20 protein-coding genes are annotated in these 20480 nt (G+C 67.8%); 12 read left to right on the top strand and 8 right to left on the bottom strand.

The window, feature by feature from the left end; genetic code table 11:
* The first annotated feature begins 10 nt into the window (after positions 1-10).
* Positions 11-307, top strand: coding sequence for a winged helix-turn-helix domain-containing protein (locus tag OXS31_RS19740; RefSeq protein WP_027602453.1), 297 nt, complete (start codon positions 11-13; stop codon positions 305-307).
* A 3-nt stretch (positions 308-310) separates the two neighbouring features.
* On the opposite strand, the gene OXS31_RS19735 is transcribed toward OXS31_RS19740, so the two are convergent.
* A complete protein-coding gene (locus OXS31_RS19735; protein ID WP_267401471.1) occupies positions 311-625 on the bottom strand; it encodes a YqfO family protein in 315 nt (104 codons plus the stop codon).
* Positions 626-730: 105 nt separating this feature from the next.
* Positions 731-4630, bottom strand: a complete 3900-nt coding sequence (purL, locus tag OXS31_RS19730; RefSeq protein WP_169853973.1) for a phosphoribosylformylglycinamidine synthase — start codon at positions 4628-4630, stop codon at positions 731-733.
* A gap of 316 nt (positions 4631-4946) precedes the next feature.
* Between purL and mltF the strand changes: the two genes are divergently transcribed.
* Positions 4947-6431, top strand: a complete 1485-nt coding sequence (gene mltF, locus OXS31_RS19725) for a membrane-bound lytic murein transglycosylase MltF (RefSeq protein ID WP_027597238.1) — start codon at positions 4947-4949, stop codon at positions 6429-6431.
* Positions 6432-6866: 435 nt separating this feature from the next.
* Here the strand turns inward: mltF and tcdA are convergent, their stop codons facing one another.
* Positions 6867-7652, bottom strand: a complete 786-nt coding sequence (tcdA, locus tag OXS31_RS19720; protein WP_007163033.1) for a tRNA cyclic N6-threonylcarbamoyladenosine(37) synthase TcdA — start codon at positions 7650-7652, stop codon at positions 6867-6869.
* A gap of 84 nt (positions 7653-7736) precedes the next feature.
* Here tcdA and dapE point away from each other — a divergent pair, with 84 nt between their 5' ends.
* The 3 genes from dapE to OXS31_RS19705 are packed head-to-tail and all read left to right on the top strand — an operon-like array spanning position 7737 to position 10077.
* Complete coding sequence (gene dapE, locus OXS31_RS19715) at positions 7737-8879, top strand: succinyl-diaminopimelate desuccinylase (RefSeq protein WP_007163034.1); 1143 nt, start codon at positions 7737-7739, stop codon at positions 8877-8879.
* Positions 8876-9688, top strand: a complete 813-nt coding sequence (locus tag OXS31_RS19710; protein WP_042138516.1) for a putative RNA methyltransferase — start codon at positions 8876-8878, stop codon at positions 9686-9688. Before dapE ends, OXS31_RS19710 begins: the two co-directional genes overlap by 4 nt.
* A 5-nt stretch (positions 9689-9693) precedes the next feature.
* Positions 9694-10077: a hypothetical protein gene (locus OXS31_RS19705; protein ID WP_267401469.1), complete on the top strand. Its 384-nt coding sequence runs from the start codon at positions 9694-9696 to the stop codon at positions 10075-10077.
* Positions 10078-10118: 41 nt separating this feature from the next.
* On the opposite strand, the gene OXS31_RS19700 is transcribed toward OXS31_RS19705, so the two are convergent.
* The gene (locus tag OXS31_RS19700; protein ID WP_027597241.1) at positions 10119-10331 is read right to left on the bottom strand and encodes a cold-shock protein; all 213 of its coding nucleotides are present in this window, start codon (positions 10329-10331) and stop codon (positions 10119-10121) included.
* A 371-nt stretch (positions 10332-10702) separates the two neighbouring features.
* On the opposite strand from OXS31_RS19700, the gene plsB reads away from it, so the two are divergent.
* The 4 genes from plsB to OXS31_RS19680 all read left to right on the top strand — a co-directional run bounded on the left by plsB (position 10703) and on the right by OXS31_RS19680 (position 15586).
* Positions 10703-13213, top strand: coding sequence for a glycerol-3-phosphate 1-O-acyltransferase PlsB (plsB, locus tag OXS31_RS19695; RefSeq protein WP_042138519.1), 2511 nt, complete (start codon positions 10703-10705; stop codon positions 13211-13213).
* A gap of 48 nt (positions 13214-13261) precedes the next feature.
* Positions 13262-13744, top strand: coding sequence for a YbaY family lipoprotein (locus tag OXS31_RS19690; protein ID WP_027602445.1), 483 nt, complete (start codon positions 13262-13264; stop codon positions 13742-13744).
* A gap of 71 nt (positions 13745-13815) precedes the next feature.
* A complete protein-coding gene (locus OXS31_RS19685) occupies positions 13816-14541 on the top strand; it encodes an AraC family transcriptional regulator (RefSeq protein WP_052382694.1) in 726 nt (241 codons plus the stop codon).
* Positions 14542-14644: 103 nt separating this feature from the next.
* The gene (locus tag OXS31_RS19680; protein WP_042138522.1) at positions 14645-15586 is read left to right on the top strand and encodes a DMT family transporter; all 942 of its coding nucleotides are present in this window, start codon (positions 14645-14647) and stop codon (positions 15584-15586) included.
* A gap of 25 nt (positions 15587-15611) precedes the next feature.
* Here OXS31_RS19680 and ung read toward each other — a convergent pair whose 3' ends face one another.
* From ung to OXS31_RS19660, 4 genes are all read right to left on the bottom strand, one after another.
* Positions 15612-16307 (bottom strand): uracil-DNA glycosylase, encoded by a 696-nt coding sequence (gene ung / locus OXS31_RS19675; RefSeq protein WP_143008558.1) that lies wholly within the window; start codon positions 16305-16307, stop codon positions 15612-15614.
* A 64-nt stretch (positions 16308-16371) separates the two neighbouring features.
* Positions 16372-16671, bottom strand: a complete 300-nt coding sequence (locus tag OXS31_RS19670; protein WP_007163043.1) for a hypothetical protein — start codon at positions 16669-16671, stop codon at positions 16372-16374.
* An 85-nt stretch (positions 16672-16756) separates the two neighbouring features.
* Positions 16757-17209: an NUDIX hydrolase gene (locus OXS31_RS19665; protein WP_007163044.1), complete on the bottom strand. Its 453-nt coding sequence runs from the start codon at positions 17207-17209 to the stop codon at positions 16757-16759.
* A 51-nt stretch (positions 17210-17260) separates the two neighbouring features.
* Positions 17261-18382 (bottom strand): glycerophosphodiester phosphodiesterase, encoded by a 1122-nt coding sequence (locus tag OXS31_RS19660; protein ID WP_007163045.1) that lies wholly within the window; start codon positions 18380-18382, stop codon positions 17261-17263.
* A gap of 143 nt (positions 18383-18525) precedes the next feature.
* Between OXS31_RS19660 and OXS31_RS19655 the strand changes: the two genes are divergently transcribed.
* Genes OXS31_RS19655 through OXS31_RS19645 form a run of 3 tightly spaced genes read left to right on the top strand, consistent with a single transcriptional unit; the run spans position 18526 to position 20476 of the window.
* A complete protein-coding gene (locus OXS31_RS19655) occupies positions 18526-18741 on the top strand; it encodes a cysteine-rich CWC family protein (RefSeq protein WP_144947158.1) in 216 nt (71 codons plus the stop codon).
* Entirely contained in the window at positions 18741-19445 is a 705-nt protein-coding gene (locus OXS31_RS19650) for a pseudouridine synthase (RefSeq protein ID WP_267401458.1), read from the top strand. Before OXS31_RS19655 ends, OXS31_RS19650 begins: the two co-directional genes overlap by 1 nt.
* A 59-nt stretch (positions 19446-19504) precedes the next feature.
* Complete coding sequence (locus OXS31_RS19645) at positions 19505-20476, top strand: aldo/keto reductase (protein WP_027597250.1); 972 nt, start codon at positions 19505-19507, stop codon at positions 20474-20476.
* Positions 20477-20480: the final 4 nt, after the last annotated feature.

Raw genomic sequence — 20480 nt, 5'->3', positions numbered from 1 at the left:
GACGATTCTCATGGACGTGAGCAAGACCAAGACCAGCTTCTATCGCCGGCTCTATGTGGCCTGGCTGGTGGCCAGCGGTACCGCCACCAGCGTGCCGGCCCTGATGGCGGCCACCGGCATGCCGCGGCGCACCGCCCAGGACACCCTGCTGGCCCTGGCCGATCTGGATATCGACTGCCAGTTCGTGCAGGGCGAAGGCGCCCGCAACAACGCAGGTGGCTACGAGATTCGCGACTGGGGCGCGGTGGATCCGCGCTGGATCGAGCGTGAGCTGGCGCGGATCAAGACGGTCCTGGGCTATCCCTGAACCCTAGAAATCCAGCACCTGCACCACGTCATAGGCCGGCGTCTCATAGGGATGCGCCGCCTTGAGCGCCGCCACGGCCTGGCGGGCGAGCTGTTCGTCGGCCAGCACCAGCTCCACCCGCCATTCCTCCACCCGTTCGAGACTGCCCTGCTCGCCCAGATGCGGCTGGCTGCCCGCTAGCGGACGGAATTGGCCGAGGCCCCGGACCTGCCAGCAGCAGCTGTCATAGCGGCCGATGCGGCCGCCGCCTGCGGCGAAGATCGCCTGCTTGACGGCTTCGAGGTGGGAGTCCGGGACGTAGAAACACAGCTTGAACATCGAGACCTCCGGGGACAGGGGACGACCCCTTCAGCTTAAGCCCTTCCCAGAAAGACGAAACCCGCGCCAGGGCGCGGGTTTCGTCAAAGGGACAAGCGTGAGGACCTAGTCCACCCAGACCCGCGCGTTGCGGAACAGGCGCATCCAGCCACCGTCCTCGCCCTGCCAGTCGGCCGGGATCCAGGAGTTCTGCACGGCGCGGAAGCAGCGCTCGGGGTGCGGCATCATCAAGAGCACGCGACCGTCCTGGCTGGACAGACCGGTAATACCCAGCGGCGAGCCGTTGGGGTTGGCCGGATAGGTCTCGGTGACCTTGCTGTGACCATCGACATAGCGCAGCGCCACGGTGCCGGAGACGTCGGCCGCGACCAGCGCCTGCTGGTTCGGGTACTCGGCGAAGCCTTCGCCGTGGGCGATGGCGATGGGCAGCCGCGACCCGGCCATGCCGGCCAGGAACAGCGACGGCGAATCCTGCACCTGGACCATGGCCACCCGCGCCTCGAACTGCTCGGAGCGGTTGCGCACGAAGCGCGGCCAGAATTCGCTGCCGGGCACCAGCTCGCGCAGGTTGGCGACCATCTGGCAGCCGTTGCACACGCCCAGGGTGAAGGTATCGGTGCGTTCGAAGAACTGCTGGAAGCCGTCACGGGCACGGGCGTTGAACAGGATCGACTTGGCCCAGCCACCGCCGGCGCCGAGGACGTCGCCATAGGAGAAGCCGCCACAGGCCACCACACCCTTGAAGTCCGCCAGGTCGATGCGCCCGGAGAGGATGTCGCTCATGTGCACGTCGATGGCGGCGAAACCGGCGCGATCGAAGGCCGCACCCATCTCCACCTGACCGTTGACACCCTGCTCGCGCAGGATGGCGACCTGCGGCCGCACGCCCTTCTTGATGTAGGGGGCGCAGATGTCTTCGTTGGGGTCATAGGCCAGCTTGGCCGACAGCCCCGGATGATCCTCTTCCAGCAGGGCATCGAATTCCTGCTGGGCGCACTCGGCGTTGTCGCGCAGGCGCTGGATCTGGAAGCTGGTCTCGCTCCAGACGCGCTGCAGCATGCGCCGTTCGGCCCGGTAGAGGTGCTCGTCGTGGTAGTGGATGTTGATCTCGTAGCCGTTGACCGGGTTGCCGATGACCGCCACGCAGTCTTCCAGACCGGCCGCGCTGAACTGGGCCAGCACTTCATGGGTGAAGTCCTGGGGCACCTGGATGACGGCGCCCAGTTCTTCGGCGAACAGCGCCCGGGTCAGCTCGTCACGGTCGGCGGCCAGGGCATCCAGGCGCAGGGCCAGGCCGCAGTGACCAGCGAAGGCCATTTCCACCAGGGTGGTGATGAGGCCGCCGTCGGAACGGTCGTGGTAGGCCAGCAGCAGGCCGTCCTGGTTGAGGCCCTGGATCACGGCGAAGAAGGCCTTGAGGTCTTCGGCTTCGTCGACGTCGGGAGCCTGCTGGCCGAGCTTGCCGTGGGTCTGGGCGAGGATGGAGCCGCCCAGGCGATTCTGGCCGCGACCCAGGTCGATGAGGATCAGGTCGGTCTGGCCCTTGTCCAGGCGCAGCTGCGGGGTCAGGGTGCGGCGGATGTCCTGCACCGGGGCGAAGCCGGTGATCACCAGCGACAGCGGCGCGGTGACGCTCTTGTCTTCGCCGCCGTCCTGCCAGCGGGTCTTCATGGACATGGAGTCCTTGCCGACCGGGATGGTGATGCCCAGCTGCGGGCACAGCTCCATGCCCACCGCCTTGACGGTTTCATAGAGGCGCGCGTCTTCGCCCGGGTGGCCGGCAGCGGCCATCCAGTTGGCAGAGAGCTTGATGTCGCCGAGCTTATCGATCCGCGCGGCGGCCAGGTTGGTGATGGTCTCGCCGATGGCCATGCGGCCGGAAGCGGGCGCGTCGAGCAGCGCCAGCGGGGTGCGCTCGCCCATGGCCATGGCTTCGCCGGTGTGGACGTCGAAGCTGGTGGCGGTCACGGCGCAGTCGGCCACCGGCACCTGCCAGGGGCCGACCATCTGGTCGCGGGCGACCAGGCCGGTGATGGTGCGGTCGCCGATGGTGATCAGGAAGCTCTTGCTGGCCACGGCCGGGTGACGCAGGACGCGCTCCACCGACTCGGTCAGGTCCAGGCCGGCGCCATCGAAGGCGTCGCCCAGTTCGGCTTCACGGGTCGCGCTGCGGTGCATGCGCGGCGGCTTGCCGAGCAGGACGTCCAGCGGCATGTCCACGGCGTTGTTGCCGAAGTGGCTGTCGGCCACGGTCAGCTGGCGCTCCTCGGTGGCCTCGCCGACCACGGCGAAGGGGCAGCGCTCGCGTTCGCAGATGGCCTTGAAGGTCTCGAAGTTCTCGGCGTCCACGGAGAGCACGTAGCGCTCCTGGGACTCGTTGCACCAGATCTCCAGCGGACTCATGCCCGGCTCGTCGTTGGGCACGTTGCGCAATTCGAAACGACCGCCGCGACCGGCATCGTTGACCAGCTCGGGGAAGGCGTTGGACAGACCGCCCGCACCCACGTCGTGGATGAAGGTGATGGGGTTGTTTTCACCCAGCTGCCAGCAGCGGTCGATGACCTCCTGGCAGCGGCGCTCCATTTCCGGGTTCTCGCGCTGCACCGAGGCGAAATCCAGGTCGGCGGAGCTGGCGCCGGTGGACATGGACGAGGCCGCGCCGCCGCCCAGGCCGATCAGCATGGCCGGGCCGCCCAGCACGATGAGCTTGCCGCCCACCGAGATGTCGCCCTTCTGCACGTGGTCGGCGCGGATGTTGCCCAGGCCGCCGGCGAGCATGATCGGCTTGTGATAGCCACGCACCTCGGGACCGCGGGGGGTCTCGACCTGCTGTTCGAAAGTACGGAAGTAGCCGGCCAGGGCCGGACGCCCGAATTCGTTGTTGAAGGCGGCGCCGCCGAGCGGGCCTTCGATCATGATGTCCAGCGGGGTGACGATGCGCTCGGGCTTGCCGTAGGGCTGTTCCCAGGGCTGCTCGAAACCGGGGATGTTCAGGTTGGAGACGGTGAAGCCGGTCAGGCCCGCCTTGGGCTTGGAGCCGCGACCGGTGGCGCCTTCGTCGCGGATCTCGCCGCCGGAGCCGGTGGAGGCGCCAGGGAAGGGCGCGATGGCGGTCGGGTGGTTGTGGGTCTCCACCTTCATCAGGATGTGCACGGGCTGGCTGTGCGCGCCGTATTCGCGGGACTCGGCGTCGGGGTAGAAGCGCCCGGCGGTGAAGCCTTCCATGACCGCGGCGTTGTCCTTGTAGGCGGACAGCACGCCGGTGCGGTTCATCTCGTAGGTGTTCTTGATCATGCCGAACAGGGACTTCTCCTGGCTCTCACCGTCGATGTCCCAGCTGGCGTTGAAGATCTTGTGCCGGCAGTGCTCGGAGTTGGCCTGGGCGAACATCATGAGTTCGACGTCGTGGGGATTGCGCCCCAGGGCGGTGAAGCTCTTGACCAGGTAGTCGATCTCGTCTTCGGCCAGGGCCAGGCCCAGCTCCAGGTTGGCCTGCTCCAGGGCCGCGCGACCGCCGCCGAGCACGTCCACCGCGGTGAGCGGCTTGGGCGTGGCATGGCTGAAGATGTCGGCGGCGGCGTCCAGGGTCGGCAGCACGCGTTGGGTCATGCGGTCATGCAGGGCCGCGGCCAGTTGCGCATGGGCGGCGGCGTCCAGCTCGCCGGCAACGTAGTAGGCCACGCCGCGCTCCAGGCGCTCGATCTGCGCCAGGCCACAGTTGTGGGCGATGTCGGTGGCCTTGCTCGACCAGGGCGAGATGGTGCCCAGGCGGGGCACGATGAGGAACAGCGCGCCGCTGGGTTCCTGCTGGGGGACGCTGGGGCCGTATTGCAGCAGTCGGCCGAGGATGCCCTCTTCCTCCGCGCTCAGGGTGCCGGCGACTTCGGCGAAATGAACGAACTCGGCATAGAGCCCGGAGACACCGGGAACCAGGCGAGTCAGCTGGTCGAGAAGTTTGCCGTGACGGAACGAAGAAAGAGCGGGAGCGCCGCGCAGGATCAGCATCGGGGACAGCCTCGGGGCCAAGTCACTTTGGGGCCGTGCATTCTAGCCTAAAGGCGCGCCGGGGACACCTTCCGGCGACGAGGGTTCATCCAGCCTTACCACCACCCTTGTATGTATAAAATGGGCGCTTTGCCACTTCTCGCGTATACTGCCCGCCGATACGGCCTGCCGCGCCCCATGGACGCGGCTCCACATTGGGCTCAGGATAGAGCCTTTGGCCGGACCGGTGGCGCGGAGCGTCCCGACTATAACGAGTGCCCGGAGGGGCCGACCGATGAGGCGCGTCAGCAAGGCGCCAGTGCCGTTTTGATGCCGTATGGCCGAGCTAGCCCATTTGAATAAAGCCTTCAAGCGATTCGCCTGGCTTACCCTGCCCTTTCTCGCCTTGCTCATGAGCTGCGGGGAAGCGGACGTGCCTGCGCCGCCCAAGCCGACCGCCCTGGAGCAGGTGCAGCAGGCCGGCGTCCTGCGCGTGGTGACGCGCAACAGTCCGGCGACCTATTTCCAGGACCGTAACGGCGAGACCGGCTTCGAATACGAACTGGTCAAGGGCTTTGCCGAATCGCTCAAGGTGCGCCTGGAAATCAGCACCGCCGACAACCTCGACGACCTCTTCAATCGCCTGACCGCGCCGGACGGCCCGGTGATCGCCGCCGCCGGCCTCACGCCCTCGGTCAATCGCCAGAATCTGAAATTCTCCCGCAGCTATCTGGATGTGGTGCCCCAGGTCATCTACCGCAACGGCACCGTCCGCCCCAGCACCCCCAAGGACATGGTCGGCAAGCGCATCCTGGTGCTCAAGGGCAGCAGCCAGGCCCAACAACTCAGGGCGCTGCAGGCCCAGGTGCCGGAGCTCACCTTCGACGAGTCCGATCAGGTGGAGGTCAGCGACCTCTTGCGCATGGTCGACGAAGGCCAGATCGACCTGACCCTGGTGGATTCCAACGAACTGGCCATGAACCAGGTCTATTTCCCCAACGTGCGGGTGGCCTTCGACCTCGGCGACAACCAGGGCCAGGCCTGGGCGCTGCAACCCGGCGAGGACAATAGCCTGCTCGACGCGGTCAACGCCTACCTCGACAAGGTCCGCCGCGACGGCACCCTGCAGCAGCTCAAGGAGCGCTACTACGGCCACGTCGACGTGCTCGGCTACGTGGGCGCCTACACCTTCGCCCAGCACCTGCAGGAACGCCTGCCCAAGTACGAGAAACACTTTCGCAAGGTGGCGCAGAAGCATCAGCTGGACTGGCGCCTGCTCGCCGCCATGGGCTACCAGGAATCGCTGTGGACGCCGGATGCCACCTCCAAGACCGGGGTGCGCGGCCTGATGATGCTGACCAACAACACCGCCCAGGCCATGGGCGTGTCCAATCGCCTGGATCCCGAGCAGAGCATCACCGGCGGTGCCAAGTACTTCGACCAGATCCGCGACGAGTTGCCCGACAGCATCAACGAACCGGATCGCACCTGGTTCGCCCTGGCCACCTACAACATCGGCATCGCCCACATCCTCGACGCCCGCCGCCTGGCCGAATCCCAGGGCCTGGATCCGGATCGCTGGCTGGACGTGAAGAAGATGCTTCCGCGCCTGGCGCAGAAGCAGTGGTACAGCAAGACCCGCTACGGCTACGCCCGCGGCGGCGAAACGGTGGAATTCGTGCAGAACGTGCGCCGTTACTACGACATCCTCACCTGGACCACCCAGCCGCAGATGGAAGGCCAGCAACTGGCCAAGACCGGCCTCCACGTCCCTGCCATCGCCGACGACCGCCCCGCCCGGGAAACGCCGCAGGATATGTAAAGAGAGACGTACCGTCGTCCGTCCGATGCGCCATTACCGCCCCCTCTCCCTCCGGGAGAGGACTGGCTCGCTCGAAACCTCGTAGCCTGGAAAACCGCGCAGCGTTTTCCACTGGCATCCCGACACCCTTCCCGTGTGGACAAGGCTGCGCCGTTGTCCACCCTACCTAGCTGAGGCGTGCCGTTGTCTAAGCCGATGCGCCGGTACCACCCCCTCTCCCTCGGGGAGAGGGCTGGGGTGAGGGCCGACTCGCTCGAAACCTCGTAGCGTGGAAAACCGCGCAGCGTTTTCCACTGGCACCCCGGCACCTCCCGCGTGGACAAGGCTGCGCCGTTGTCCACCCTACGCGCCCGCGGGCGCCTTCACGCCCGACAGGGCCGGCTCGATCGGGGCACCGTTGGGCTTCGCTGCGCTCAACCCAACCGACGAAAAGCGCTATTTCTTCGGCTTCTGGATCAGCTTGTCCACGGCGCGGGCGGCGGCGACCATGCCGAAGGTGGCGGTCACCATCATCACCGCGCCAAAGCCGCCGGCGCAGTCCAGGCGGACGCCTTCGCCGACGAAACTCTTCTGCTGGCAGACGCTGCCGTCCGGCTTGGGATAGCGCAGTTGCTCGGTGGAAAAGACGCAGGGCACGCTGTAGTGGCGACTGGGATTGCGCGAGAAGCCGTAGTCGCGGCGCAGCAGCGAGCGGACCCGCGAGGCCAGGGGATCGTTGTAGGTGCGATTGAGGTCGACCACCTGGATCTGGGTGGGGTCGATCTGGCCGCCGGCGCCGCCGGTGGTGACGATGGCGATCTTGCGCCTCTTGCACCAGGCGATCAGCGCCGCCTTGGAGGCCACGCTGTCGATGCAGTCCAGCACCAGGTCGAGCTCTTCAGTGATGTAGTCGGCCATGGTCTCGCGGGTGACGAAGTCTGCCACCGCCTTGACCTGGCAGGCCGGATTGATGGCCTGGATGCGTTCGGCCATCACCGTGACCTTGGGCCGCCCCACCTGGCCTTCCAGCGCATGCACCTGGCGATTGGTGTTGCTGACGCAGACGTCGTCCAGATCGAACAGGCTTATGCGGCCGACGCCGCTGCGGGCCAGGGCCTCGGCGGCCCAGGAGCCCACCCCGCCGATGCCGACCACGGCGACATGACTGGCGGCCAGGCGCTCGACGGCCTCCTGCCCATAGAGCCGGGCGATCCCGCCGAAGCGTTGTTCATCGAACGTCATGAAGGCTTTCCACAAAAGCCACAGTATAGGTTTTCCTTTACCATACCGCTCCCCCTGAACCCTAGCCGCCTCCCGGGACCCGCCATGACCACCGCCCTCACCCCCACCCTGGAACTCGCCTGCGACCTCATCGGCCGGGCCTCGGTCACGCCGCTGGACGAAGGCTGCCAGGCCCTGATGATGCAGCGCCTGGAGCGCCTGGGCTTCGCCCTCGAACCCCTGCGCATCGAAGAGGTGGACAACTTCTGGGCGCGGCGTGGCGGCGCGGGTCCGGTGCTGTGCTTCGCCGGGCACACCGACGTGGTGCCCACCGGCCCCCTGGAGGCCTGGCAGCAGGCCCCCTTCAATGCCCACGTGGATGCCGACGGCATGCTGCGCGGTCGCGGCGCCGCCGACATGAAGGGCAGCCTGGCGAGTATGATCATCGCCGTGGAGCGCTTCGTCGCCGACCACCCGGACCATCGCGGCGCCATCGCCTTCCTCATCACCAGTGACGAGGAAGGCCCCGCCCTGCACGGCACCCGTGCCGTGGTCGAGCGCCTCCGCGAGCGCGGCGAACGACTGGACTGGTGCATCGTCGGCGAACCCTCCAGCACCCGGCTGCTAGGCGACGTGGTCAAGAACGGGCGTCGCGGCTCGCTCAACGGTCGCCTGACCGTGCGCGGCAAACAGGGCCATGTGGCCTATCCGCACCTGGCGCGCAACCCCATTCATCTGGCCGCCCAGGCGCTGGCGGATCTGGCCGCCGAACAGTGGGACGCCGGCAACGCCTTCTTCCCGCCCACCAGCTTCCAGATCTCCAACGTCAACTCCGGCACCGGCGCCGGCAACGTGGTGCCGGGCGAGTTGCAGGCGCTGTTCAACTTCCGCTTCTCCACCGAATCCACCGTGGAGGGCCTGCAGGCCCGGGTCGAGGCCATCCTCGATCGCCACGGCCTGGACTGGCACATCGACTGGTCGCTGTCCGGCCTGCCCTTCCTCACCGAGCCGGGCGACCTGCTCGACGCCGTCTCGGCCAGCGTGGAAGCCGTCACCGGCTACCGCCCCGAAGCCTCCACCAGCGGCGGCACCTCGGACGGTCGCTTCATCGCCACCCTGGGCGCCCAGGTGGTTGAACTGGGTCCGGTCAACGCCACCATCCACCAGGTGGACGAGCACGTGCTGGCCAGCGACCTGGATCTACTGACCGAGGTGTACTACGGCACCCTGGTGCGGTTGCTTGCATGAAGCTGATCTGTCCGCTCTGCCAAGCCCCGCTGGCCGAACTCGAGGGTGGCGTCGGGTGCGCCGCCGGTCATAGATTCGACCGTGCCCGCCAGGGCTATCTGAACCTCCTGCCGGTGCAGCACAAGAAGAGTCTGGACCCGGGCGACAACGCCGCCATGGTCGAGGCCCGCCGACGCTTTCTCGATGCCGGTCACTATGCGCCCCTGGCCGAGCGCCTGGCGCACCTGGCCGCCGAACGCGCGCCCCAGCGCTGGATCGACGTGGGCTGCGGCGAAGGCTTCTATACCGCGCGCCTGGCCCAGGCGCTGCCCGCGGCCGACGGCTATGCCCTGGACATCTCCCGCGAGGCGGTGCGCCGCGCCTGCCGGCGTACCCCGGCCCTGACCTGGCTGGTGGCGAGCATGGCGCGCCTGCCGCTGCCGGACGCCAGTTGCCAGCTGCTGGCCAGTGTCTTCAGCCCCATCGACTGGGCCGAAGCCCAGCGCGTGCTGGCACCCGGCGGCGGCATCCTGCGCCTGGGTCCGGCCAGCGCCCACCTGCTGGAGCTGCGCCAGCGGCTCTATGACGAGGTGCGCGACTATGCCGAAGACAAGCACCTGCAGGATCTGCCGGAGGGCCTGGAACTGGCCCACAGTGAGGGGCTCGAATTCGTGCTGCCGCTGGCCGAACGCCAGACCCGTGAAGACCTGCTGGCCATGACCCCCCACGGTTGGCGCGTCAACGCCGAACGCCGGGAGCGGGTCCTCGCCGAGCCCTTCGAGGTGCGGGTGGCAGTACGTTACGATTGGATCGTCAAATCCGGAGCCTAAGCCCCATGCGCCAGCCCGATATCGAAATCTATCTCAAGGACGTCGACCAGGACGCCGTCTCGGCCTGGCTCGAACAGGTGTTCGCCATGCCCTGCGCCTGGCAGGCGCGTGGGCAGACCTTCAAGTGCACCCTGCGCTATGGCGGCGAGTCCATTCCGGTCACCTGGCTGCCGAAGGCGGTGGGCAAATGGCACAGCCTGCTGCTGGAAAGCGATGTATCGCCCTGGGTGGACGATCTGGCCTGTGCCCGCGATGCCCATGCGGTCCTGCAGGTGCAGGTGCGCTGCGCGCCAAGTGGCTGGAGCGAGGAAGAAGAGGAAGAAGCCGCCGATCGCTGGCTGAAGGTGACGGAGGCGGGCGTCGAAGAGATCGTCTGGCGCACCGAGTGAACTGAAGGTGCGAGGAGCCTTGCGCTCCTCGCACAGCGGGCCTAGACCCGGGCCACGTCTTCGGCTTGCAGGCCCTTCTGGCCCTCGACCACCGAGAACTCCACCTGCTGGCCTTCGGTAAGGGAGCGGTGGCCCTCACCACGGATGGCGCGGTAGTGAACGAACACGTCGGCACCGCCCTCGCGTTGAATGAATCCATATCCCTTGGCGTCATTGAACCACTTGACGGTCCCGGTTTCGCGTTGCTCACCCATCACATCTCTCCGAAGCTTTCTGGATTTCCTATCCCCGCTCGCCACAGCCTGGGCGACCGGGTTGCCTTTTGGTATCGGTACGGATCGCGCATCGGATCGGTCGCCAGGCTGGCAGCCCGGGTCCGACCACTGGCAACAACTTGCCGACACCTTATGAAGCATGGCTTTCCCGGCAAAAGCAACGTTCTTTACGCAAAGTGCCATCACGGCTGGAAGCCGCGCCAGCGCCGGGTTTTCGACGATTTAAGCGGCATTTTTTCGACAGCGGGGACAAGGCGCCGACTGCCGGGTCGAAGTCAGAACAACACGGGCGGTTTTACGCCCGCCAGGCCATCCGGCACACTGCCGCCCCGTCATTCCGGTAGCCCTCCATGACCCGTTCGCCGCTGCGCCTTCTGGCCTTCTCGCTGCTCAAGCGCCTGCTCTATCTCTGGGTTCGCTCCGAGACCACCCAGGCGGCCAGTCTGCTCAGCCGCATCGATCCCGCCAAGCCGGTGCTCTATGTCCTCCCCGAAGCCTCGCTGAGCGATCTGGCGGTGCTCGACCGGGAGTGCCGCAAGGCCGGGCTGCCGCGACCACTGCGCCCGCTGGTGCTGGGCAGCAAGACCGAGCCACTGGCCTACTTCAACGCCACCGGCAAGGCCAACTGGCGCGGGCGCCCGGCGCGGCGCTCGGTGCCCCCTACCCTGCGCCGGGTGGTCACCGCGGTAACCGAGCAGCAGCTGGCGGACGTCCAGCTGGTGCCGGTCAGCGTCTTCTGGGGTCAGTCGCCGGATCGCGAGACCAGTCCCTGGAAACTGCTCTGGGCGGACAACTGGGTGGTGACCGGCCGGCTGCGCAAGCTGGCGCGCATCCTGGTGCTGGGCCGGCTGACCCGGGTGCAATTCTCCAAGCCACTGTCCCTGGGCGAATTGGCCAGCCAGCGCCCCGATCCGCAACGCCTGGAGCGTCTGGTGATGCGCCGGCTGCGCATCCACTTCCGCAACGTGCGCCAGGCGGTGATCGGTCCGGACCTGTCGCACCGGCGCACCCTGCTGCGCGGCCTGCTGCGGGCACCCCAGGTGCGGGCGACCATCGCCCACGAGATCGCCCAGCGCAAGGCCACTCCCGGGCGCATCGAAGACGAGGCGGCGCACTATGCGCGGGAGATCGCCTCGGACTTCTCCTATCCGGTGGTGCGCTGCCTGGACGTCGGTCTGCGCTGGTTCTGGAACAGCATCTACGATGGCGTCACGGTCAGCCACATCGAGCGGATCCAGGAGATGGCGCCCGGTCATACCGTGGTCTACGTCCCCTGCCACCGCAGCCACATCGACTACCTGCTGCTCTCCTACCTGCTGTTCCAGAACGGCCTGACCCCGCCGCACATCGCCGCCGGCATCAACCTGGACATGCCGGTGGTGGGCAACATCCTGAGACGCGGCGGCGCCTTCTTCATGAGGCGCAGCTTCAAGGGCAACGCCCTCTATGCCGCGGTGTTCAACGAGTATCTGCACAGCCTGTTCAGCCGCGGCTTCTCCACCGAGTACTTCGTCGAGGGCGGTCGCTCGCGGACCGGCCGCACCCTGCAGCCACGCACCGGCATGCTGGCCATGACCCTGCGCAGCTTTCTGCGCGACTCCCGGCGGCCCATCGTCTTCGTGCCGGTGTACATCGGCTACGAAAAGGTCTTCGAGGGTCGCACCTACCTTGGCGAACTGCGCGGCGCGGCCAAGAAGAAGGAATCCATCTTCGACCTGGTCAAGGTCTTCGGCGCCCTGCGCCAGCGCTTCGGCCGGGTCTGGGTCAACTTCGGCGAGCCCATCCCGCTGCAGAGCTTTCTCGATGCCCGCCGTCCAGGCTGGCGTGACGAACCCCTGGGCGAAGACCTGAAGCCCGCCTGGTTCAATTCGGTCACCCACGAACTGGGCGAGCGGGTGGTGCGCCGCATCAATGCCGCGGCGGCCGTCACCCCGGTCAACCTGGTGGCCCTGGCGCTGCTCTCGACCCATCGCCAGGCCCTCGACGAAGGCGCCCTGGTGCGTGCCATAGACCTCTATCTGGATCTGCTGAAACGGGTCCCCTACTCCACCAGCGTCACCCTGCCCGAGGGCGACGGCCAGGCGATCATCGAAGAGGTGCGCGCCCTCGGCTTCCTCTCCGAGCAGCAGGACGCCCTGGGGCGCATCCTCTACCTGGACGAGCAGAACGCGGTCCTGATGACCTACTACCGCAACAACGTCCTGCACCTCTTCGCCATCCCGGCGCTGATCGCCAGTTTCTTCCAGAACACCGGGCGCATGACCCGCGAGCTGATCCATAGATTCGCCCTGGCGCTCTATCCCTATCTGCAGGCCGAACTGTTCATCCACTGGGAGCGCGAGGAGCTGCCGCTGGTGCTGGACGGCTGGCTGGAGGCTATGGTGGAGCGCGGTCTGCTGCGCATCGAGGACGACGTCTTCGTGCGCGCGGCGCCGAGCTCGCGGCAATTCGTCCGCCTCACCCTGCTGGCGCGGGCCATCCTGCAGACCCTACAGCGCTACTACATGACCACCGCGCTGATCCTCAACCACGGGCAGAACAGCCTGACCGCGCCGCAGCTGGAAGAACTCTGCACGGTGATGGCCCAGCGGCTGTCGGTGCTGCATGGCCTCAATGCACCGGAATTCTTCGACAAGTCGCTGTTCCGCCATTTCATCCAGACGCTGCTGGCCGAAGGGGTGTTGCGCAAGGCCGACGACGGCACCCTGGGCCACCATGAACTGCTCGGTGAACTGGCCGAGGGTGCGGGCAAGCGGGTGCTGCCGGCGGAGATTCGCTTGTCGATCCGCCAGGTGGCCCTGGATCGGCCCGAGGCCCCGGACCTGCCGGAAGCCGAATCCCCTGTGCCAGCCGGCAACTAAGCCAGCATCCATGGGTCACAGCAGTCGATTTCAGTCCAGGATCTACCCATGAAAAGAATCGCCACCCTGCTCGCCACCTCGCTGCTGCTCAGCGCCTGTAGCGGGCTGCGCCCCGGCCCCGCGACGCCACCGCCGCCAGCCGGCCAGCCGCTGCCGCCCACCGAGCAGCCGCAGACCACCACCCCTGGCGTGCCGGCCCAGCCGAGCATGACCAGCCTCAGCGGCCAGGCCACCTTTACCGCCAACGAGCCGGTACCGCCCACCGCCAAGCTCACCGTCAGCCTCTACAGCGCCAGCGCCGGCGATACCCCTGCCGGTCGTCTGGCCCAGCGCACCCTGTTCGTCAAGCAACCCGGCCAGGTGCCCTTCCGCCTCGACTACGCCCCGGCCAAGGTCAAGAGCGGCGAGCGCTATCTGCTCAGCGGCCGCATCCTGCTCGGCGGTCGTCCGCTGTACCTGACCCAGGAGCCGGTGACCGTGGATCTGAACAGCGGTGGCGAGGTGGAATTGCCGCTGCAGCCGGTGCGCTGAACTCCAAGAGACTCGGCGGGGCATGCTAGGATCAAGGCTCTCGACCTCCCGCTTCTCCACCGAGGTGCGCCTTGACTCCTCGCCTCGCCATCAAGCGCTATCAGGGCGACCACCAGCCCCATGCCCATGCCTTCGCGCAGCTGGTGCTGCCCATCCAGGGCGGCATGGAGCTGGAACTCGCCGGGCGTAGCGGGACGCGGCTGCATACCGGGCTCGCGGCCCTGGTGGCGCCCGACTGCGGTCATGCCCAGCAATCGGAGCCAGGCAGCCGCTTTCTGGTGATCGATTGCGCCGCCGACTGGTTGCCTGCCCCCATTCTGGATCGCGCGCTGCGGCAGCCGGGGCTGGCGATCCAGCCCGCGACGCGGCAGCTGATCACCTTCGCCGAGCTGACTTCGCCTGATACCCTCGATCAACACGCGCCCGAACTCACCCGCCTGCTGCTCGCCTCGCTCGACGCCACTGCCGCCGGCTCGGCCTTCGACCGTTTGCTGGCCGAGGTGGAGGCCCAGCCCGCGGGTGACTGGAACAATGCGGCCATGGCCCGCCTGGCGGGTCTGGGGCTGACGCGGTTGCACCTGCTGTTCCACCAGCGTTTCGGCCAGACGCCCCAGGCCTGGCTGACCGATCTACGCCTGCGCCAGGCGCAGCGCTGGCTGGGCGACAGCCGCCTACCGATTGCCGACATCGCCCTGCGCGTCGGCTTTTCCGATCAGGCCGCCCTGACCCGCGCCATGACCCGCCGCCAGGGCATCAGCCCGGCCGCCTGGCGGCGCGGCCAGCGACTGCCCGGGTAATGCAGTCCAGCTAAGCAGTCCAGGTAAAAAGCCGCGCAGTCTCGCGCAAGACCGGCTTCCCTCGCCGTCGCCACACTGGTGGCGAATGGGTGGAGACGGTGCTATGCAGGAACGAGAACTATCGGCAGTGGGTATCGGCTATGGGCTGGCGGCAGGCCTGTGCTGGGGCGTGATCTTTCTGGCGCCGGCGCTGGTCCCCGACCTGAGCGGCGCCCAGTTCGCCGTGCTGCGCTTTCTCTGCTACGGCCTGGTGTCTCTCGGGCTGCTGCTGCCCTGCTGGCGCCGACTGCGCTCGCAACTGAGCTGGGCCGACGGCAGACGCCTGTTCTGGCTCAGCCTGATCGGCAACCTGGGCTACTACACCCTGGTCGGCGTGGGCGTGAAGCAGGCCGGCATCGCGGCGACCACCCTGATCGTCGGCCTGATCCCGCTGCTGGTGGCCCTGGCCGGGCAGCGCGACGCGGGCGCCGTGAGTTTCGGGCGCCTCTGGCCGTCGCTCTGCTGCGCGCTGCTCGGCGTGGCCCTGATCAGCTACGAGACGCTGACCACCACCGCCGTCGGCGAGCAGCCCGCCCTGGGCCTGCTGTGCGCCTGTGGCGCCCTGCTGGCCTGGAGCTGGTTCGCGGTGGTCAACACGCGCTTCCTGGCCAGGACGCCGATCGGCGCCCACGATTGGGGCCTGCTGCTGGGCGGGATGACCGGCGCCCAGGCCCTGCTGGCCGCGCCCTGGTTGCTCGGCGAGGCGCTGGCGTGGCGAGCACCGGCGGACTGGCTGCAGCCGCTGCTGGTGGCTGCCGGCGTGGCATTGCTCGCCTCGGTGATCGGTGGCGCCTGCTGGAACCAGGCCAGCCGCCGGCTACCCCTGACCCTGAGTGGCCAGGCCATCGTCATCGAGACCCTGGCCTCGCTGACCTATGGCTTTCTCTGGAACGGGCGCTGGCCGACTCGCCTGGAAGCCCTGGCGATCCTCCTGCTCCTGCTCGGGACGAGCTGGTGCCTGCAGTGCCACCGGCGCCCGGCCCGGACGGTAGCGGCGGCGACCTGACCCTGAGAATCCGGCTGCGCCCCTCCTACGCCAGCGGCGGCAAGGCCCAGTCGATGGGGGTGAGCCCGGCGTTGCGCAGGAATTCGTTGGTGCGACCGAAGTGGCCGTTGCCGATGAAGCCGCGGTGGGCCGACAGCGGCGAGGGATGCGCCGACTTGAGGATCAGGTGCTTCTGGGGATCGATGAGCGTCTGCTTGCTCTGGGCATGGCTGCCCCAGAGCAGGAACACCAGATTCTCGCGCTCGGCGCTGACCACCTCGATGACGCGATCGGTGAATCGCTGCCAGCCGGCCTTCGCATGGGAGCCGGCGTTGGCCTGCTCCACGGTCAGCGAGGTGTTGAGCAGCAGCACGCCCTGCTCCGCCCAGTGCTGCAGATAGCCGTGGTTGGGAATGGGCAGGTTCAGGTCGCGCTTGAGTTCCTTGAAGATGTTCTGCAGCGACGGTGGCGCCGGCACCCCGGGTTGCACCGAGAAGCTCAGGCCATGGGCCTGGCCCGGACCGTGGTAGGGATCCTGACCGAGAATGACCACCCTGACCTGATCCAGAGGGGTGGTATTAAGAGCATTGAAGATCAGCGGACCGGGTGGATAGATGACCTTGCCCGCCGCCTTCTCGCGCCTCAAGAACTCGCTCAGCTGACGCATGTAGGGCTGCTCGAATTCGTCGCGCAGCGCGGCTTTCCATTGGGGGTCGAGCTTGATGCGATCGTCGTCCACGATTCGAGGCTTCCTGGTCAAGACAAGGGCAGCACCCTAGAAAAGCCGGCTGCCCCTGTCAAACCCGCTACCAGCGCGGACCGTAGCGCGGGCCCCAGCCGGGCGGACCATAACCCGGACGCGGCCCCCAGCCCGGCGGTCCCCAACCGGGACCCGGCCCCCAGTGGGGCGGTGGTGGCGGGGCCGGTCGATAGTAGTAGCCGTAGCCATAGGGCCGCACGATGACCGCAGGCGGCGGATAGGCTGGCGTGCCGTAAAAGACCGCCGCGGGGGGTGCCGGACGGCTGTAATAGCGCGGGGACGTGTCGTAGACGGTGCAGCCGGTGAAGGTCAAGGCACAGAGCGACGCCAAGAGGAAATGGCGCATGGGGGAGATCTCCAGAACGGCCCGGATGGGCCTGGAGAAAGCTTAAGCTGCGCCCGCCGCTCGCGCTCGATTATCGCGCGTTCATTCAGCCGGGATTAAGAGACGCCGGTCCGCTTTCCTTCCGCTCGCCCAGGTAGTCCCGCAGCCGCGCCTGCAGATGGGGCACGCCCTGGGGATGGGCGAGAAAGTCGACGATACTCATCAGCTGCCAGTGCTGGCCTTCGTCACCGAAGCGGATGGCGGCGATCTCGGCGGGATGCAACTGCCCGGCGAACAGCCAGCTGGGCAGATAGCCCGGCTGACGCGGTGGATAGCAACGTCCCCAGGTCAGCCGCGCCTCGTCCAGCACCAGGCCGAATTCCTCTTCCAGCTCGCGCAGGGCGCAGCGCTCTGGTGTTTCGTCGTCTTCGCGCCCGCCGCCGGGCAGGTCCCAGAGAGCCGGCCAGGGGATGTCGGGCTTGTCATCGCGCTGATAGACCAGGATCTGCTCGGCGCAGAGCAGCGCCAGCTTGGCGCCGTTGAAGGCATGGCGGGACATGCGGAGGCCTCCGGTGGCGATGGGGGAGACCGCCAGGCCCCCCGTCTGGACTCAGTAACCCAGCTGCTTGAGCAGGGCCGCGGGTGCCTGCTTGGCCGGACGCTCATAGAACTTCAGCAATTCGGCGGCGCGATTGCTGAAGAAGCCATCCACCCCACGCGGCGCGAGACGGGCGTAGTCCACCGCCGAGTCCACCGTATAGGCATGCACCAGCAGACCCCGCTCGTGGGCGACGTCGTTCATCCAGGGCTTCACCAGGTCCGCATAGCTCTGGTCGCCGCCCTCCTCAAGGGCCGCCGAGGGGCCGATGCCGATGGCGCCATGGGCCTTGGCCCACTCGATCCAGGCGGTGAAATCGCCCTCGGAGCGCACCTGCTGCTTGGCATAGTAGGCCGCCTTGCTGGCCTCGCCCGATTCGGCGTAGGTGGGCCCGGGCTTGGCCGGGATGTAGTCGTCACCCAGCCACAGCAGCAGGATCTTCGGCGTGTCGGGCATCTCCTTCTGAAGGAGCTCCAGGCTGCCTTTCTCGAAGGTCTGCAGGATCACCCGCCCGGGCATGGCGGCGACGCCGGTGGCGCCGGCCTTGGGCTTGCCGAGCCAACCGCGCTGGGTCAGCTTGGCCTTGAGATCGCGCTCGATGCCGGGAAACAGCTTGGGCTGCTTGGTCTCGATGTACAGCCCGGGCTTGTTGCGACCGCCCTCGGCGATGTCGATGACCTCGTCGAGGGTGAGGATCCTGAGTCCGGCGAACTTTGGCCGGGCACGGTCGGGATGGGCCTGATTGAACCAGCTGCCGGCGTCCAGCGACTTGAGTTCGGCCAGGGTGAACTGGCTGACCGGCGCCTTGGCGCGCTCGGGGAAACGCTTGGCGACGTCGGTGGTGCGCTCCAGGGTGTCGTCGTGCAGGGCGATGAGCTGGCCGTCCTTGGTGCGCTGCAGGTCGAGTTCCAGGTAGTCGGCGCCCAGCTCCCGCGCCACCAGGTAGGCCGGGGCGGTGGATTCGGGGGCGTCGAAGGAGGCGCCGCGATGGGCGATCACCGCCGGCCAGGGAATGCCGGCCTGCCGGGCCAGGGTCTGGCCGACATCGGCTTCGGTGGCCAGCGCCAGCTGGCTGACCAGCAGGGTGCCGGGAATGAGGGTACGGATCAGGGTGCGCAGAGCAGTTATTGTCATGGGTTCCTCGGGTGGTCCGACGATCGGAGCTAGGATGCAGCTTGCACCCCGGATGCGACAGTACGCAGACCCCCAGCGTAGCGGACGTTATCCAGGTCGCAATTTCCGGTACTCTGCCGCCCGCTTCGCCCGACGAGATCACCATGGCCGCATCGCCCACGCCCTTCGATCCCACCCGCTGCCCGCTGTGCGGCCAGGCCAACAGCTGCGTCCTGGCGGCCGGTGGCGAGCTCCGCGACTGCTGGTGCCTGCAGACACCGATGGATCGCGCCGCCCTGGAACGCCTGCCCGCGGAAGAGCGCGATCGACGCTGCCTCTGCCCAGCCTGCGCGGCCGGCGTCGCCGGCGAATCTCGCTGATGCGCCTGGACCGCTGGCTGGGCAACCGACCCGAGCTGGGACGGCAGCTCGCCCGGCGCCTGCTCGCGGAAGGCCGGGTAAGGGTCAACGGCGCCACCACCCTGCAGGCCGCGCAGGAGGTGTTCGCCTTCGATCGCATCGAGGCCGACGAGCGCCTGCTGCAGGACGGTCCCGGCGGCCGCTACCTGATGCTGCACAAGCCGCGCGGCTGCGTGAGCGCTACCGTCGACGCCCGCCATGCCACGGTGCTGGACTGTCTCGCCCCGGACCAGCGTGCCGATCTGCACCTGGCCGGACGGCTGGACTTCAACACCACCGGCCTGCTGCTGCTCACCAACGACGGCCAGTGGTCGCGCGGCCTGAGTCATCCGCGCCACAAGCAGACCAAGCGCTACCAGGTCACCACCGCCGAGGTCATCCCCCAGCACCTGGTCGCGGCCTTTGCCGAGGGCCTCTACTTCGCCTACGAAGACCTCACCACCCAACCGGCGCGGCTGGAGCTGCTGGACGAGCACACCGCCTACCTGACCCTGGTCGAAGGTCGCTATCACCAGGTCAAGCGCATGTTCGGCCGCTTCGGCATCGAGGTCATCGCCCTGCACCGCGATCGCATCGGCAGCCTGGAACTGGATCCGGCGCTGGCCGAGGGCGCCTGTCGTCCACTCACGCCCGCAGAGGTGGCGCTGCTACGTCCGGCGGATTAGGGGAACAGGAGCGGCGGGGCACCGGTCGGGATGCAGACACGTACCCCTGGAGACCTCTCATGCGTATCGATATCCCCTCCCTCGGATTCGGCGGTGCCCCGCTGGGCAACATGTTCCGCGAGGTAGGCGACGCCGAGGCCCGGGCGACCCTCGAAGCCGCCTGGGACGCGGGCATCCGCCTCTATGACACCTCGCCCCACTATGGCGCCGGGCTGTCGGAGCGACGTTTCGCCGAGGTGCTGGCCGACAAGCCGCGCGACGATTTCGTCCTCTGCAGCAAGGTCGGCCGCCTGCTGGAACCGGCCGATCAGCCGGAAAACGCGCCGCCGTTCGTCAATGAATTGCCCTTCAAGCGGGTGCTCGACTATTCCGCCGACGGCGCCCGCCGCTCCATCGAGGCCAGCCTGGAACGCCTAAAGACCGACCGCCTCGACCTGGTCTGGATCCACGACCTGTCCGAGGACCAGCACGGCCCGGCCTGGCGCGACTACTTCGCCCAGGCCATGCAAGGTGCGGCCAAGGCCCTTACCGAGATGCGCGAAGAGGGCCTGATCATGGGCTGGGGCCTGGGCGTCAACCTGGTGGAGCCCTGCCGCCTGGCACTGGAGCAGAGCGATCCCGACGCCTTCCTGCTGGCCGGTCGCTATTCCCTGCTGGACCACCGCGAAGCCCTGGACACCCTCTTTCCCGAATGCGAACGCCGCGGCGTGGGCATCGTGGTGGGTGGGCCCTACAACTCCGGTCTGCTGGCGGGCGGCAAGCACTACAACTATGCCGAAGCCGAGCCGGCACTGCGCCGCAAGGTCGAGTTGATCGAGGGCGTCTGCCAGGATCACGGGGTGGACATCCGCGCCGCGGCCCTGCAGTTCTGCCTGGCCCATCCCACGGTGGCCGCCACCATTCCCGGCAGCAGCACCCCGGAGCGGGCCCGACAGAACGCCGAGCTGCTGCGGGCGCCCATCCCCGCCGCCTTCTGGCGCAACCTGCGCGAGATCGGCGTGCTGCCGGAGGACGCCCCGACACCCGCGTGAGTGA

Origin of the sequence: Pseudomonas sp. GM_Psu_1, from assembly GCF_026544185.1 — a bacterium.
In the GTDB taxonomy this organism is placed as follows: domain Bacteria; phylum Pseudomonadota; class Gammaproteobacteria; order Pseudomonadales; family Pseudomonadaceae; genus Chryseomonas; species Chryseomonas oryzihabitans.
The sequence above is the reverse complement of the archived record's forward strand: the minus strand, read 5'-3'. Positions and strand labels throughout refer to the sequence as shown.